Origin of the sequence: Clostridium moniliforme, assembly GCF_017873235.1 — a bacterium.
Taxonomy (GTDB): Bacteria; Bacillota; Clostridia; order Clostridiales; family Clostridiaceae; genus Clostridium; species Clostridium moniliforme.
On the sequence record NZ_JAGGJZ010000005.1, the window covers coordinates 18,987 to 34,385 of the forward strand.

Below are 15,399 nucleotides of genomic sequence, written 5' to 3' on the forward strand. Positions count from 1 at the left end.
CATAAATTTTTGTGATAAAATGTATCTGTTATATGGGGCGTTAGTTAAATGGATATAACATACCGCTACGGACGGTACATTATGGGTTCGATTCCTATACGCCCTACCACAGGAAGGATATTTATTATAAATATCCTTCTTTTTTTTGAGTAAGTGTTACTTTAAGAAAAAAGTTATAAATTACATTATAAAAATGGTTTAAAATATAGAATGTAAGTAAATAATTTTATATTGACAGCTAATTAACATATTTTGTATGCATATAAAAATGTGATATAATGTAGGCGTTATAATATAAGTAAGGAGAATGAACATGAAGTTTACAGAAAGCATTAAGGTTTTGGCAAATGAACATATAAAGAATCCTTTACAAATATTAAATATGGCCAAAAAGGATTTAAAAAAACAATTTTCAGGAACTGCTCTAGGAGTTTTATGGCCATTAATAAAAAATATGATATATGTTTTTGCATATTGGTTTACTATACAAATAGGACTTAAAGGAACTACTAAATCAATAGATCAACCTTATATAATTTGGTTAGCTGTAGGATTAGTTCCATGGTTTTTTATAAGAGATACTATAGTTCCAGCTGCTAGCTCTATAAGAAGTAATAGATATTTAGTTACAAAAACAGTTTTTCCAACATCAATAATACCTACTTTTAAAGTTCTATCAGGATTTATTAGTAGTTTTATGTTTATAGGAATAGTAATTTTAATGTGCATTGGTAGTGGAATATATCCAGATATATATTGGTTACAAACTATATACTATGCTTTTGCTGCCTTTATCTTATTAGTAGCAATATCATTAACAACATCTGCATTAGTTGTAGTAAGTAGGGATGTTGAGTTTTTATTGAAATCAATAATAGTTTTAATATTTTGGGTTAGTCCTATTCTATGGCCTATTTCAAATATTAAAAATCAGTTATTGAGTATAATTGTAAAACTTAATCCATTCTTTTACATAATAGAAGGGTTTAGAAATTCTATTTTGTATCATAAATGGTTCTGGGAAAGTCCAGCATTAACACTATATTTCTGGGGCATAGTCTTAATTTTACTAGCTGTGGGAATATTTATACATGGTAAATTAAGAGATTATTTTGCAGACATACTATAGGAGTGATTAAAAAATGTATGCTATAAAAATAAATAATATAAGTAAAACATATAGAATATATAAAAAGCCTTTTCAAAGAGTTATAGATCTAATGTTCAATAAGAGAAATTATACTGAATATAATGCATTGAAAAATATTAATTTAGAAATAGAAAAAGGTGAAGCTGTAGGTGTTTTAGGTAAGAATGGAGCTGGTAAATCAACATTACTTAAAATAATTACTGGTGTTGTTAAACCAACAGGTGGAAGTATTGATATTAATGGAAAGATATCTGCTATATTAGAATTAAATTCTGGGTTTGACCAAGAACTTACAGGATATGAAAATATATATGTAAAGGGAGCTATACTTGGATATAAAAAAGAGGAAATGGATGGGAAAGTTGATGAAATAATTAAGTTTGCGGATATTGGAAAATATATTAATCAACCAGTAAGAACTTATTCAAGTGGTATGAAATCTAGATTAGGGTTTGCAATTGCTGTAAATGTAGATCCTGATATTTTGATTGTAGATGAAGCGTTATCTGTTGGAGATGATATTTTCAAAACTAAATGTTTAGCTAAGATGACAGATTTTATTAAAAAAGGTAAGACAATTTTCTTTGTAAGTCATTCATTATTTACAGTAAAATCATTTTGTACTAAATGTGCATGGATTAAGGATGGAGAACTAATCACCTATGGAAAAACTGGTGAAGTAGTATCTATGTATGAGACTTATCTTAAGGAAGAAAAGGCAAAGCAAAAAGCCGAAATAAAAAAAGTAAGTTCAGATGAGGCGTTAGAAAGAAAAGATTATATTGGAATAGAGAAGTTTAAATTTAAAAATCCTAAAGCTATATTTAGTTTTAATGAGGATATAAATTATGAATTTATATATAATGTAAAAAAAAGAATGGATGGTCTTAGATGGTCATTTACTATTTGGGATGCAGAAAAAAAAGAATTATATTCGTCTGATAAGATGGGGGATTCATACATGGTTGAAAACTCCTTAGGGAAGCATAAGTTAAAGATAATATTGAAGGATGTTGAACTTTTACCAGGCAAATATTATTTATCAGGAGAAATAAGAGATATTTCAGGAGTTCTTTATGTTGGGTATGCTAATAAAAAGGAATTTACTATTAAGAGTGATAAATACTATGGTTCAGGAACGGTATATTTTAAACATGAATCAGTAAACTATAGAGTAGAGGGAATGGAAAATGGGTAAAATTACGTATATTATTACAATTACTGAGAACATTCATAATACAGAACAATGTATAAAAAGTATTGAAGAACAAAATATTAAAGAAAAGCAAGTAATTTTAATTAGTAATGTATTTAATGAATCACAAATTAAAGATTCATTAAATACTGAAAATAAAGAAATTCAATATACATATATATATGATAGCAACTTAAAAACATTAGGAGAATTAAGAAATAGAGCTTTAGATGAAGTTCGAGGTGATTTCGTTTGCTTTACTAATAATAATGATTTTTATGAAAAAAATGAAATGGAAAAAATTTTTTTACAAATGCTAGATAAAAATGTTAATGTTGCTATAGGTAGAGTATTTCATTTTAATGAAAGAGATATAAGTTATGCTTTTGAAAAGGCAAATAAAACTTTGATTTGTAAAAATATTTTAAATCCTAAGAATCATATTGACGTATTTGAAAGCACAAATATTTATAATAAAATATTTAATGTAGAGTTTATAAAGAAAAATAATATTAAGTTTGCGGAAACAAAATATTATGATTATATTCCTTTTGTTATGGATTCTTTATCACTTACAAATAAGGTATTGATAAATCCTAAGGCTCATTATGTGAAGAGAATTAAATTGGGTCTGGATAAAATTAATAACCCGGATCTAGAAGAAAAAATTGATTTTAAACAATTAGATAATTTTATTGAAATATTAGAGGAAACTTTAGCTTCTAAAAGAACAGAATTTCAAAAGAATATTATTATAAATGAGTATATTAAATTTTTATTAGATAGAGGTTTAAAATATATTAACATTACAAATGATAAAAAATATATTCTAAATAAAATATATAAATCTATAAAGAATATAAAACTTGAAGATTTTTATTTGGAAGAAAAAGATAAGTGTATTTTAGAATTAATTCAAAATATGAAGTTTGATGAATACTTTAGGTATCTAGAAGAAAATAGGATTTCAGTTTTAAAAAATACAAAACCTTTAGTATATTTGAAACAAGTTATATTTAAAAATATGTATAATATTTTTTCTAAGTTACCAATTAGAAAAAATTCAGTATTATTTTTATCACATTCACCAGGAATGGATGGTAATTTTAAATATATAGATGCTGCGATTAAAGAATATAATTCTCATGCAAAAATAAATAGAAAGTTTAGGACATCATTTGCTTCAACAAAATGTAGTTTAATGGGAAAAGCAATGATACCTCTTAGATTAGCCACAGCAGAGTTTGTTATATTAAGTGAGAGTATTCCATTTTTTCAACATATTGATGTAAGGAAAGGTACAAGCGTTATACAATCATGGCATGCTGCAGGTGCATTCAAGAAGTTTGGGTATAGTACTAATTATTTAAAAGGTGGTCCAAATCCATTTAAGAATAGAAAAATGAATATACACAAAGGATATGATTATGCAACTGTTAGTGCTCAAGAAGTAGCAAAACATTATGCTGAAGGATTTAATATGGATATAAATAAGATAATTCCTGTAGGTGTACCTAGAACAGATTTCTTTTTTGATAAGGATAAAGTTAATTCTACAAGAAATAAAATATATGAGTTATATCCAGATCTAAAAGATAAAAAGGTTATTTTGTACGCGCCTACATTTAGAGGGGTTGGTAAAAAGAGAAAAAGTTTTAAGATGAAATTTGATTTTAATAGAATAGCCGAGGAGATTTCTAATGAATATGTAATAGTTTTAAAGCTACATCCTTCTATTGAAAGTAGCGATATTAAAATTAAAGAGTCTCTTAAACATAAGGTAATTAATGCTTCTTCTTATAAAGATGCTAATGATATATTAACTGTAACAGATTTATTAATTACAGATTATTCATCTATAATATTTGATTACTCATTATTAAGCAAACCTATGATATTTTTTGCTTATGACTTAGAGGAATATTTGTTTGATAGGGATTTTTATTATAAGTATGAAGAATTTGTTCCGGGCCCAATTGTTAGAACAAATAAAGAAATAATTAAATTAATAAAACAAAATAAGTTTGATTTAAACAAAATAGACGAATTCTGTAATAAGTTTTTTATTGCAAGAGATGGAAATAGTTCGAAGAGATTTGTAGAGAATGTTCTACTAAAAATAAAAAATAAGGAGATATAAATATGATTTATGCAGAAATATTAGCAGGTGGTAAGGGTACTCGTATGGGTAACACTGAGATGCCAAAACAATTCTTAAAGATTGGAGATAAGCCAATAATAATTCATACAGTAGAAACTTTTTTATTAAACGTAAGATTTAATAAAATAATAATTACAACACCAAAGCAATGGATACAACATACTAATGATTTAATGAACAAGTATATACCAGAAAGTTTAAGAGGAAAAATTGCAGTATGTGCAGGTGGATCAGATAGAAATGAATCAATAATGAGCGGTATAAGATATATTGAAGAAGAATTTGGAATAAATGAAGAAGATATAATAGTAACTCATGATGCAGTAAGACCATTTTTAACTCATAGAATAATAAATGATAATATTGATGCTGCTTTAGAAATTGGTGCTTGTGATACTGTTGTTCCTGCCTTTGATACAATAGTTGAATCTGTAAATGGAAAGGTAATAAGTGATATTCCAAGACGTGACTTTATGTATCAAGGTCAAACACCACAAAGTTTCAATATAAAACAATTAATTAAATTATATAATTCATTATCAGATGATGAAAAGAAAATACTAACTGATGCTGCAAAGATATTTGTTGTTAAAGGAAAAGAAGTTAAATTGGTTCAAGGAGAAGTTTTCAATATGAAAATAACTACTCCATATGATTTAAAACTTGCAAATGCTTTAGTGAGGGATGATATAAATGATAAATAAGGTATATAGATTAATAGCACCTAAGCAAATTACTGTAGAATTTGAGGAAAGAAGCTTAGATGGAGAAGGAATAATTGTAAGACCTACAAGATTATCAATATGTGCAGCAGACCAAAGATATTATACTGGAACAAGAGGTAAAGAAGCTATGAGAAAGAAGCTTCCAATGGCTCTTATTCATGAAGGTGTTGGAGAAGTTATATACGATCCAAAGGGAGAATTTAATCCTGGAGATACAGTTGTAATGATACCTAATACACCAACTGAAGATGATAATATAATTGCAGAAAACTATTTAAGATCAAGTAAGTTTAGAGCTAGTGGATATGATGGCTTTTTACAACAATATGTATTTATGGGAAGAGATCGTATAATAAAATACGATAAAATAAATCATGATGTTGCATCATTTTTAGAACTTATAAGTGTTTCAGCACATTCAATAGATAGATTTGATAAAAAGGCTCATGCAAGAAGAAATACAATAGGGATTTGGGGAGATGGTAATGTAGGATTTATAACAGCATTAATCCTTAAAAAGAAGTTCCCAAATTCAAAGATAATAGTTTTTGGTAAGAATGAAGAGAAACTGAACTTCTTCTCATTTGTTGATGAAACTTACCAAATAGATAATATTCCAGATGATTTAAGAGTAGATCACGCATTTGAAGCAGTTGGTGGAAAGGGAAGCCAATATGCAATAGATCAAATTATAGATTACATAAATCCAGAAGGAGTAATTGCAATACTTGGAGTTTCAGAAAATCCAGTTCCTATAAATACTAGAATGGTATTAGAAAAGGGATTAACTATAGTAGGCAGCAGTAGAAGTGGAAGAGTTGATTTTAAGGCAGCTGTAGATTTCCTAGAAGAACATGAAGATGCTCAAAATCAATTACAAAAGTTAATATCAGCTGTAATTGATGTAAGAGGAATAGAAGATATAGTAAAAGGATTTGAACATGACTTAACAACTCCATTTAAAACTGTTTTAGATTGGAGAGTTTAATATTAATAAATAAAGACCCTTTAAAAAAGGGTCTTTAAATCTATCTTAAGGTGAGGATTTCAATAAATGAAGACGTTAGAGAGAGTAATATTAAAATATCTATTAAGGATTGTATACTATTTTTCATATATATTTAGAGTTAAGAAAAGAATAGTTTTTGCAACCTATAGAAATGATACTATGAATGGAAATTTTAAATACATATATGATGAAATAAAATCAAGAGATTTAGATTATGAATGTGTTTTTCTATATGAAAAGTTTAATAGAGGAATAAAGGGAATAATAAAGTATTTTGGTCATATGATGAAAGCAACATATTATATGGCAACATCAGAGTATTTTTTAATAGATGATTTTTACTTTCCAGTTTATACAGTAAATAAGCTTAGAAAAAATACTGAAGTAGTCCAAGTTTGGCATGCTTGTGGAGCTTTTAAAAAGTTTGGATTTAGTATATTAGACAAAAGTTTTGGTGCCGATAACAATTATGTTAAGTATATTCCAATTCATACAAATTACTCACATGTTTTAGTTAGTTCAAAGGAAGTAGCTAAATATTATGCAGAAGCATTTAATATGAGTGAGGATAATATAGATCCAATAGGAATACCAAGAACAGATATATTTTTTAATGAAAGTATGAAAAAGAAGGCAAGAGATAATGTTTATAGTAAATATCCATCTCTTAAAGGTAAAAATATAGTATTGTATGCGCCAACCTTCAGGGGAAATAGTCAATCAGATGCTAAAATGGATATAAGTTTTGATGTTGAAAAAGTAGTTAATGAATTACCAGAGGATTATGTATTAGCACTTAAGATGCATCCTTTTGTAAAGGATAGTATTAATATAAAAAATGATAGAATTATTGATTTATCAGATTATCCAGCAATAAATGATATTTTAATAATGACAGATTTACTTATTACAGATTATTCATCAATAGTATTTGAGTATTCATTATTAGAAAGACCTATGATTTTTTATGCAGATGATTTAGATTCCTATGAACATGAAAGAGATTTCTATTATCCATATGAAAGTTTTGTACCAGGACCAATAGTAAAAAATACAGAAGAACTTATAGATGTATTAAATAATAATAGTTGTGATTATGATAAGATAAGAGATTTTAAAAATAAATTTTTTGACTATCCAGATGGATTAGCATCAAAAAGATTTGTAGATAGAATAATTTTAAAGAAGGACATTTAGGTGAATTTATGAAAAAGGTTATATTTATATCATCAACTGGTGGACATTTATCTGAATTAATGCAATTACAAAGTATATTTAATAAATATGATTATCATATAATAACTGAAAAAAATGATACTAACTTAAAATTAAAAGATAAATATGGAGATAGAATAAGTTACCTAGTATATGGAGCAAGAAATTATATGCTAAGCTATATGTTTAAGTTTCCATATAATATAATAAAGTCATTTTTCCTATATTTAAAAATAAGACCAGATGTAATTGTAACAACTGGTGCACACACAGCAGTACCAATGTGTTATATTGCTAAATTATTTAAAAAGAAGGTTATTTTTATTGAAACATTTGCAAGGGTTGAATCTAAAAGTATGTCAGGAAAGATGATAAATAAAATTGCAGATGTATTTTTAGTACAACATGAGGAAATGCTTAAAGTTTATGATAATGCGGTATATGAAGGAGAACTTTATTGATGATATTTGTTATTTTAGGAACTCATGAATTAGAATTTAAAAGGTTACTTGAATATTTAGAAAAAATGAATATTAATGAAGAAGTAGTTATACAATCAGGTAATACTCATTTTAATTCAAATAAATATAAGATAATACCATTTTTAGATCCTAATGAATTTAAAGATTATATAGAAAAAAGCGACCTAGTTATAACACATGGTGGTGTTGGATCAATACTTACAGGTCTTAGATATAAGAAAAAGGTAATAACAATGCCAAGGCTTTCAAAGTACAAAGAGCATAATGATGATCATCAGTTAGAAATATGCAATAAGCTTTCAAAAGATGGTTATACAATTAATTGCACTGACTATGAATCGTTAGAAAAAGCAATTAAAAACTATAAGAATATAGAATTAAAACCATATAAATTTGATAATAGCAAACTTATAAATTTTATAAGTAAAACAATAGATAATATTATATAAGAAAACTCCTTAGGGGGTTTTTTTATTTATAATAATTTGAATTTAATATGTATATTTTGTCAAGAATAAAAATAAATTATTTAAATAATTTATTTTTATTGATGTTAAGAAGGTGATATTTATTAAAAGCTTAGAAGAGTTTAAAGATAATGCTGAATTAAAAAGTATACAAAAAACTAAAAGAGATAAAAACTTTATAGAATATGTAATTTTAAAGTTTTATAGAGTAAAAAGAATTTTTGGAAATTTAATTTTAAAAACTATATATGTATTTTTAAAGTTTCAAAAAACAAAGCCTAATAAAGTAGTATTTTTATCGGATAGCAGAACTGATCTTTCTGGGAATTTCGAGTTTGTTTATAATGAATTACAATCAAGAGGTGGATATGATATAAAATATATGTTAAAACCTAGTATTGATGCAAAAAGGTCTTTAAAGGAAATGTTAATGTTTATTCAATATATTGCAACTAGTAAGTACATCTTATTAGATGACTATTATCCTCAGATATATAAATATAAAATAAAAAAGGATATAGAAGTAATACAATTATGGCATGCATCAGGAGCGTTTAAGACTTTTGGATTTAGTAGATTAGGAAAAAAAGGTGGGCCTAGTATAAATTCACGAAATCATAAAAATTATACAAAAGCTATAGTAAGTTCTGAAAATATTAGAATAAATTATGCAGAGGCGTTTGGAATCTCAAAAGATAAAATAATTTCAACTGGAATTCCTAGAACAGATATATTTTTTGATAAAGAATATAAGAATAAAAAGTTAAATGAAATATATAATAAATATCCTATGTTAAAAGAAAAGAAGGTAATAATGTTTGCACCTACATTTAGAGGAAGTGGACAAAAAACAGCAACATATGATTTTGATAAATTTAATATTAAAAAATTTGCTGAAGGAATTGGAGATGAATATATTGTAATTTGTAAGTTTCATCCATTTATTAAACAAAGGATTTATATTCCTAAAGAATATAATAATTTTATAATAGATTTATCTCATGAAAGAGAAATAAATGATTTGTTATTTGTTACAGATATATTAATAACAGATTATTCATCTGTATGCTTTGAATGCTCGTTACTGAATAAACCTATGATATTTTTTGCATATGATTTAGAAGAATATATTTTATCAAGAGATTTTTATTATCCTTATGAAACGTTTGTTCCTGGACCTATTGCTAAAAGTATTGAAGATATTATAGATATAATAAACGGGAAAAAGTTTGAGATGGAAAGATTAGAAATGTTTAGAAAAAAATTTTTTGATCATTTTGATGGCAAATCAACTAAAAGAGTAGTAGATTTGTTATTAAAATTGGATAAATCTATTAAGTGTTAAATTAAAATATATAATAGCTTTTAAGGAGATATGTTATGATAAAAGATACGTTAATAACATTAGTTAGAGATCATAATGAAAGTGGTCTAATTCTAGCAAAAAAATATAATATTAAAAATATAATATTGGTATCAAATAAAACAGAAGAAAATAAACTTAAGGACTTAGTAGAAATATATAAAGAAAATAATGAAAATATTATTGTTAATGTTATATATGATGATATAAATAATGTATTATTAAGTAGGAAAGATTTAGCTGATAATATAATTATAAATTTAACTTTAGAAAATACATTAGAAGGATTAAAACTTTTACATAAATGTAGAGAATTTAAAATAGATGGAATTTATGTTGATATTTCAAATAAGAGAGAATATTGGTTTAAGGATGATTTAAATTTAGTAGAAGAAGAACTTATAGATTTATATTTAGAAGATATGTTTAAGGCAAGTGGTAATAATATAATATCTCAAGAATCTAGATTAAATAAAGATGATAATATATTAGAATTTGCTAAATTAATATACAAAAATATTGATTTATGGAATAAGTATAAGCAGAGGCTTTACGATGTAGAAGTATTTTACCATGATTATTATAATACTAACTTAGTTATTATAGATGAAGAAAAATTAAGTGATGAAGAGAAAGATATATTAAATAAAGCATTAGATAAATTTAAATCATTGAATTTAATAAATATAAACAGAGATAAAAAATTAAAAGTTACCTTTTTAAATGATTATTTAAAAAGCTTTATATTTAAAAGTGGAACATGGCTCGAGGTATTAACAGAGAGCATAGTAAAAGGTATAAAATCTATAGATGAGGTTAAAAGTGGAGTTGTATTTTTGTGGAATAAGCCTCAAGGAAATATAAAAAATGAACTAGATGTAGTTGCAGTTAAAGATTCTGTTTTAGTATGTATATCATGTAAAGATAGTTCTAAATATGATGAAAGTACACTAAATGAATTACAGGTATATAGTAGTAGAATCGGAGGAGATAGAACAAAGAAAATTCTTATAGCTACAAAAAAACCTAAGAAGTCTTCCGTAATAGATAGGGCAAAAGAAATGGGTATACATTTAATTATATTAAATAAGGACATAAACAAATTTAAAGAAAAATTAGAAAGCGTAATAAATAGACCATAGAATTATAATTCTATGGTCTATTTATTTATCTTATATAAAAAATTTAATATTAAAATCTAATAATACTACGAATGAAAAGGTGTAATTTGATAAGTGTTAAATTTCGTCTAAATATGAAAAATAATTTCTAAATATGGTAAAATATAAATAATAAATATTATATTATTTATAATATTTTTAAGGAGATATAAAAAATATGAAAAAAAGTAAAAAATTTATTATAGCAATACCTTTGGCAGTTGTACTTATTTGCTTAGGTATTATTAAATTTAATGAAAACTCAAGAGAATGTTTTAAAAATATTTTTTTGATGGATACTATAATAGATTTGAAATATTATGGTAAAAATAGTGAAAAGGCTATGAATGAATCTATTAATAAGTTAAGAGAAATAGATAATAACATGTCTTTATCAAAGAGTGATAGTGAAATGGTGAAAATTAATAATAATGCAGGCAAAAGGTCAGTTAAAGTAAATGATGGTTTTTTAAATGTTATAAATAAAGCAATATATTATGGAAGATTAAGTGATGGGGCTTTTGATATTTCAATAAGACCTGTAGATAAGCTTTGGGGGATAGGTACAAAAAATGAGAGAATACCTAAAGAGAAGGAAATAAAGGAAAATTTAAAGTTTGTAAATTATAAAAATATAGAAACTGACAACTTTAATAAAACTGTATTTTTAAGAAATAAAAATATGGCGATAGATTTAGGTGGAATAGCAAAAGGGTATGCAGCAGATGAATTAGTTAAAATTTTAAAAGAAAATAATATAAAAAGTGGACTAATTAATTTAGGTGGAAATATTTATGCATATAAAAAAGATAAAAATGATAAGCCTTTTAATATAGGTATACAGGATCCGAAAGAAGAAAATGGACAAATATTTGCAATAATCAAGGTAAAAAATAAGTCTGTAGTCACATCAGGAAATTATGAAAGATATTTCATAAAAAATGGGAAACGTTATCATCATATAATGGACCCAAGGACGGGAGCACCATCAGAAAGTGGAATAATAAGTTCAACAATAATATCTGATAAATCAATAGATGGAGATGCTTTATCTACAGCAACCTTTATATTAGGAGTAAAAAAAGGAATGGAACTTATTAATAGCTTAAGTGGAGTTGAAGCAATTTTTGTTACAAATGACAATAAGGTTTATACTTCATTAGGTTTAAATAATGATAATTTTAAAATAACTAATGAGAGGTATCATTATGAAAAGGGGAGATAAATTTGTTTTAATATGGACAATTATAATACTTTTAATAAGCATAGTTTCTGTTTCAATTTACTTTATAAATTTAAATAAGGATTCAGCAGAGGCTGAAATATATGTTAATGGAAAGTGTATAAAAAAGGTTAATTTAAATAAAGTTAAAGAACCACAAAAAATTAAAATTGGAAATGATGAATACAATGTAATTATTATTGAAAAAGGAAAAATTAGATTTAAAGATGCAAATTGCAAAGATAAAACTTGTGTTAAAACAGGTTGGATGTCAAAGCCTGGTGAAATAGCAGCATGTATTCCTCATAAAATTTATATAAAAATAGTTGAAAATAAAGATAGTGATTTAAATGCAACGGCTTATTAAAGTTAGGAGACATTTTGGATGAAGAAATTAAATAAATTATTATACTTAAGTATGCTTTTATGTTTAGCATTAGTAGTTTATGTAATAGAATCACAAATACCAGTTATATTTCCAGGTATTAAATTAGGTCTTGCAAACTCAATAGCACTATTTGTATTACTAACATTTGGGTGGGAAGACATGCTTTTAATAACAGTCCTTAGAAGTTTTATAGGATCTATATTTGGAGGAAATTTATTTGGGTTTTTATTTAGTATATTTGGTGGAATCTTAAGTAATGTAGTTATGATTCTACTTTATAAATATTTTAAAAAAGATATAAGCATTCAATGGTTAAGCATTGCAGGAGCTATATTTCATAATCTTGGACAATTATTAGTTGCTGCATTTGTGATAAAAAGTTTTAGGATATTTGTTTACTCACCAATTCTTATAGGAGTTGGAATAATAACTGGTTATTTTACTGGATTAGTTTGTTTTTATGTATATAGGAGAGATTTACTAAAATATTTTAAAACTTATAAATAAATACAAAAATTTAAGAAAGGAAGTAATGACATGGAATTGTTAACCTTTAAAAAAGGGATTAATCCACCAGAAGGTAAATATTTAACTGAAAAAAAGAAAATAGAAGATTATATCCCTAAAAATGACATGGTTTTTCCTCTATCACAGCATATTGGTGCACCATGCAATCCTATAGTTAAAAAAGGAGATAGGGTGCTTGTTGGACAAAAAATAGGAGAAGCTACAGGTTTTGTATCATCTCCAATATTTAGTAGTGTTTCAGGAACAGTAAAAAATATAGAGCCAAGAATTACTGCTATGGGAACAAAAGTTATGTCAATTATTATTACAAATGATAATTTGTATGAGAAAGAGGAAAAAGAAGTACATAAAGACTATGATAATCTTTCAAATGAAGAGATAATCAACTTAGTAAAAGAAGGTGGAATAGTTGGTATGGGAGGTGCAACATTCCCAACACATGTAAAGCTATCACCACCTAAGGATTGCAAAATAGACTCAATTATAGTTAATGCCTCAGAATGTGAACCTTATTTAACTTGTGACCATAGGCTTATGCTTGAAAATGGTAAGGAAATAGTTGAAGGATTAAAAATAATATTAAAATTATTTCCAGAGGCTAAAGGATATATTGGAATAGAAAATAATAAAATGGATGCTATAAAATTAATGTCAGACCTTGTTTCAGATGAAAAAAATATAGAAATTAAAAAGCTTAAAACTAAGTATCCTCAAGGTGCTGAAAAACAATTAATATATGCAATTAAAAAGAGAGAAGTACCTTCAGGAAAGTTACCAGCAGATGTTGGATGTATAGTTCAAAATGTTGGTACAGTATATCAAATATATAGAACAATTGTTTTTGGAGAACCTACAATTGAAAGAATTGTTACTGTAACAGGAGAAGCTATAAAGGAACCTAAAAATTTAAAAGTTAAAATAGGAACTTCTGTAAAAGAATTAATTGAAATAGCTTGTGGAGGATTTAAAGAACCACCAGTTAAGGTTATATCTGGAGGTCCTATGATGGGAATGACATTAAGCACATTAGATATTCCAGTAACAAAGGGAACATCAGGAATACTAGCACTTACAAAGGATATGGCAGTTTCTCCAGAGGAATCAAGTTGTATAAGGTGTGGTAAATGCATAAATGTATGTCCTATGAATTTATTACCAACAAAACTTCAAAGCTTTGCTAGAAGAAATGATCTTGAAAGTTTTGAAGAATATCATGGATTAGATTGTATAGAATGTGGATGTTGTACATTTGCTTGTCCTTCTAAAAAGAATATACTTCAAGCTGTTAGAACAGCTAAAAGAAGAATTATAGCAAATAAGAGAAAGAAAAGATAATTTATTTAAGGAGGCTTTTAAAATATGAGTGAAGTAACATCAAATGATATTAATAAACATAATACTGAAGAAGTTCTAAACTTAACACTGTCTTCATCACCACATATAAGGGCAAATAATTCAGTTAGAACAATAATGAGAGATGTTATAATATCACTAATACCAGCAACTGTAGCAGGTGTATACTTTTTTAAAACAAAAGCTTTACTTGTTATAATAACATCAATAGTTTCAGCAGTATTAACTGAATACTTATATGAAAAATTAACACATAAAAAGATAACAATAGGTGATTTAAGTGCAGTAGTAACTGGGTTGTTATTGGCATTTAATATACCACCAACAATGCCACTTTGGATGGTAGTTTTGGGAAACGTTTTCTCAGTTTTGGTTGTAAAACAATTTTTTGGTGGTATTGGACATAATATAGTAAATCCAGCATTAGCAGGTAGAGCAGTTTTATTAGCATGTTGGCCAGTCCAAATGACAACATGGACTCTTGACGGAGTTACAACAGCAACTCCTCTTGCACTTTTAAAGAATGGAAATGGAGATTTACCAAGTTTATTTAATGCATTCATTGGAAATGTTGGAGGTTGTATTGGCGAAACTTCAGCTCTAGCACTTATAATAGGATTTATTTATTTACTTTATAGAAAAGTTATATTATGGGAAATACCAGTTTTTTATGTTGGAACAGTTGCTATTTTAACAACAGTTATTGGTAGAGATGGATTTATGACAGGAAATGGTATTTATGAAATATTTGTTGGTGGATTAATGTTAGGTGCTATATTTATGGCAACAGATTACACTACTTCTCCTATGACTAGAAAAGGACAAATTGTATTTGCTATAGGATGTGGAGTTATAGCTACAATAATTCGTATAATTGGGGGATATCCAGAAGGTGTTTCTTATTCAATATTAATAATGAATTTATTCGTTCCTTTAATAGATAAATATATGGTTCCAAAACCATTTGGGGAGGCGAAATAA

15 protein-coding genes and 1 tRNA gene are annotated in these 15,399 nt (G+C 26.1%); all 16 read left to right on the top strand.

Features of this window, described 5'->3' with window-relative positions:
- The first annotated feature begins 34 nt into the window (after positions 1-34).
- The 16 genes from J2Z53_RS08585 to J2Z53_RS08660 all read left to right on the top strand — a co-directional run bounded on the left by J2Z53_RS08585 (position 35) and on the right by J2Z53_RS08660 (position 15,399).
- A tRNA-Arg gene (locus J2Z53_RS08585) sits at positions 35-109 on the top strand.
- A gap of 204 nt (positions 110-313) precedes the next feature.
- Complete coding sequence (locus J2Z53_RS08590; RefSeq protein ID WP_209797083.1) at positions 314-1,129, top strand: ABC transporter permease; 816 nt, start codon at positions 314-316, stop codon at positions 1,127-1,129.
- A 13-nt stretch (positions 1,130-1,142) separates the two neighbouring features.
- Entirely contained in the window at positions 1,143-2,348 is a 1,206-nt protein-coding gene (locus J2Z53_RS08595) for an ABC transporter ATP-binding protein (protein WP_209797084.1), read from the top strand.
- A complete protein-coding gene (locus J2Z53_RS08600) occupies positions 2,341-4,485 on the top strand; it encodes a CDP-glycerol glycerophosphotransferase family protein (RefSeq protein WP_209797085.1) in 2,145 nt (714 codons plus the stop codon). Before J2Z53_RS08595 ends, J2Z53_RS08600 begins: the two co-directional genes overlap by 8 nt.
- A gap of 2 nt (positions 4,486-4,487) precedes the next feature.
- A complete protein-coding gene (locus J2Z53_RS08605) occupies positions 4,488-5,210 on the top strand; it encodes an IspD/TarI family cytidylyltransferase (protein WP_209797086.1) in 723 nt (240 codons plus the stop codon).
- Positions 5,200-6,219: a ribitol-5-phosphate dehydrogenase gene (locus J2Z53_RS08610; protein WP_209797087.1), complete on the top strand. Its 1,020-nt coding sequence runs from the start codon at positions 5,200-5,202 to the stop codon at positions 6,217-6,219. The genes J2Z53_RS08605 and J2Z53_RS08610 overlap by 11 nt, the downstream gene beginning before the upstream one ends.
- Before the next feature lie 66 nt (positions 6,220-6,285).
- Positions 6,286-7,437 carry a CDP-glycerol glycerophosphotransferase family protein gene (locus J2Z53_RS08615; protein ID WP_209797088.1) on the top strand — a complete coding sequence of 384 codons (1,152 nt, stop codon included), beginning with the start codon at positions 6,286-6,288 and terminating at the stop codon, positions 7,435-7,437.
- A gap of 8 nt (positions 7,438-7,445) precedes the next feature.
- Positions 7,446-7,916 carry a PssD/Cps14F family polysaccharide biosynthesis glycosyltransferase gene (gene pssD, locus J2Z53_RS08620; protein ID WP_209797089.1) on the top strand — a complete coding sequence of 157 codons (471 nt, stop codon included), beginning with the start codon at positions 7,446-7,448 and terminating at the stop codon, positions 7,914-7,916.
- Positions 7,916-8,386, top strand: coding sequence for a PssE/Cps14G family polysaccharide biosynthesis glycosyltransferase (pssE, locus tag J2Z53_RS08625; protein WP_209797090.1), 471 nt, complete (start codon positions 7,916-7,918; stop codon positions 8,384-8,386). Before pssD ends, pssE begins: the two co-directional genes overlap by 1 nt.
- Before the next feature lie 112 nt (positions 8,387-8,498).
- On the top strand, positions 8,499-9,749 hold the full coding sequence (locus J2Z53_RS08630; protein ID WP_209797091.1) for a CDP-glycerol glycerophosphotransferase family protein: 1,251 nt from the start codon (positions 8,499-8,501) through the stop codon (positions 9,747-9,749).
- Positions 9,750-9,784: 35 nt separating this feature from the next.
- Complete coding sequence (locus J2Z53_RS08635; protein ID WP_209797092.1) at positions 9,785-10,909, top strand: Card1-like endonuclease domain-containing protein; 1,125 nt, start codon at positions 9,785-9,787, stop codon at positions 10,907-10,909.
- A 196-nt stretch (positions 10,910-11,105) separates the two neighbouring features.
- Positions 11,106-12,152, top strand: coding sequence for an FAD:protein FMN transferase (locus J2Z53_RS08640; protein WP_209797093.1), 1,047 nt, complete (start codon positions 11,106-11,108; stop codon positions 12,150-12,152).
- Entirely contained in the window at positions 12,136-12,516 is a 381-nt protein-coding gene (locus J2Z53_RS08645) for a NusG domain II-containing protein (RefSeq protein ID WP_209797094.1), read from the top strand. The genes J2Z53_RS08640 and J2Z53_RS08645 overlap by 17 nt, the downstream gene beginning before the upstream one ends.
- 18 nt (positions 12,517-12,534) lie before the next feature.
- The gene (locus tag J2Z53_RS08650; RefSeq protein WP_209797095.1) at positions 12,535-13,044 is read left to right on the top strand and encodes a Gx transporter family protein; all 510 of its coding nucleotides are present in this window, start codon (positions 12,535-12,537) and stop codon (positions 13,042-13,044) included.
- A 30-nt stretch (positions 13,045-13,074) separates the two neighbouring features.
- A complete protein-coding gene (rsxC, locus tag J2Z53_RS08655) occupies positions 13,075-14,400 on the top strand; it encodes an electron transport complex subunit RsxC (RefSeq protein ID WP_209797096.1) in 1,326 nt (441 codons plus the stop codon).
- A 24-nt stretch (positions 14,401-14,424) separates the two neighbouring features.
- A complete protein-coding gene (locus J2Z53_RS08660; RefSeq protein ID WP_209797097.1) occupies positions 14,425-15,399 on the top strand; it encodes an RnfABCDGE type electron transport complex subunit D in 975 nt (324 codons plus the stop codon).

What these genes read in the sequence shown, in the direction of transcription:
- J2Z53_RS08590 (WP_209797083.1), top strand. Translation starts at nt 314, where the DNA reads ATGAAGTTTACAGAAAGCATTAAGGTTTTGGCAAATGAACATATAAAG.
- J2Z53_RS08595 (WP_209797084.1), top strand. Translation starts at nt 1,143, where the DNA reads ATGTATGCTATAAAAATAAATAATATAAGTAAAACATATAGAATATAT.
- J2Z53_RS08600 (WP_209797085.1), top strand. Translation starts at nt 2,341, where the DNA reads ATGGGTAAAATTACGTATATTATTACAATTACTGAGAACATTCATAAT.
- J2Z53_RS08605 (WP_209797086.1), top strand. Translation starts at nt 4,488, where the DNA reads ATGATTTATGCAGAAATATTAGCAGGTGGTAAGGGTACTCGTATGGGT.
- J2Z53_RS08610 (WP_209797087.1), top strand. Translation starts at nt 5,200, where the DNA reads ATGATAAATAAGGTATATAGATTAATAGCACCTAAGCAAATTACTGTA.
- J2Z53_RS08615 (WP_209797088.1), top strand. Translation starts at nt 6,286, where the DNA reads ATGAAGACGTTAGAGAGAGTAATATTAAAATATCTATTAAGGATTGTA.
- pssD (WP_209797089.1), top strand. Translation starts at nt 7,446, where the DNA reads ATGAAAAAGGTTATATTTATATCATCAACTGGTGGACATTTATCTGAA.
- pssE (WP_209797090.1), top strand. Translation starts at nt 7,916, where the DNA reads ATGATATTTGTTATTTTAGGAACTCATGAATTAGAATTTAAAAGGTTA.
- J2Z53_RS08635 (WP_209797092.1), top strand. Translation starts at nt 9,785, where the DNA reads ATGATAAAAGATACGTTAATAACATTAGTTAGAGATCATAATGAAAGT.
- J2Z53_RS08640 (WP_209797093.1), top strand. Translation starts at nt 11,106, where the DNA reads ATGAAAAAAAGTAAAAAATTTATTATAGCAATACCTTTGGCAGTTGTA.
- J2Z53_RS08645 (WP_209797094.1), top strand. Translation starts at nt 12,136, where the DNA reads ATGAAAAGGGGAGATAAATTTGTTTTAATATGGACAATTATAATACTT.
- J2Z53_RS08650 (WP_209797095.1), top strand. Translation starts at nt 12,535, where the DNA reads ATGAAGAAATTAAATAAATTATTATACTTAAGTATGCTTTTATGTTTA.
- rsxC (WP_209797096.1), top strand. Translation starts at nt 13,075, where the DNA reads ATGGAATTGTTAACCTTTAAAAAAGGGATTAATCCACCAGAAGGTAAA.
- J2Z53_RS08660 (WP_209797097.1), top strand. Translation starts at nt 14,425, where the DNA reads ATGAGTGAAGTAACATCAAATGATATTAATAAACATAATACTGAAGAA.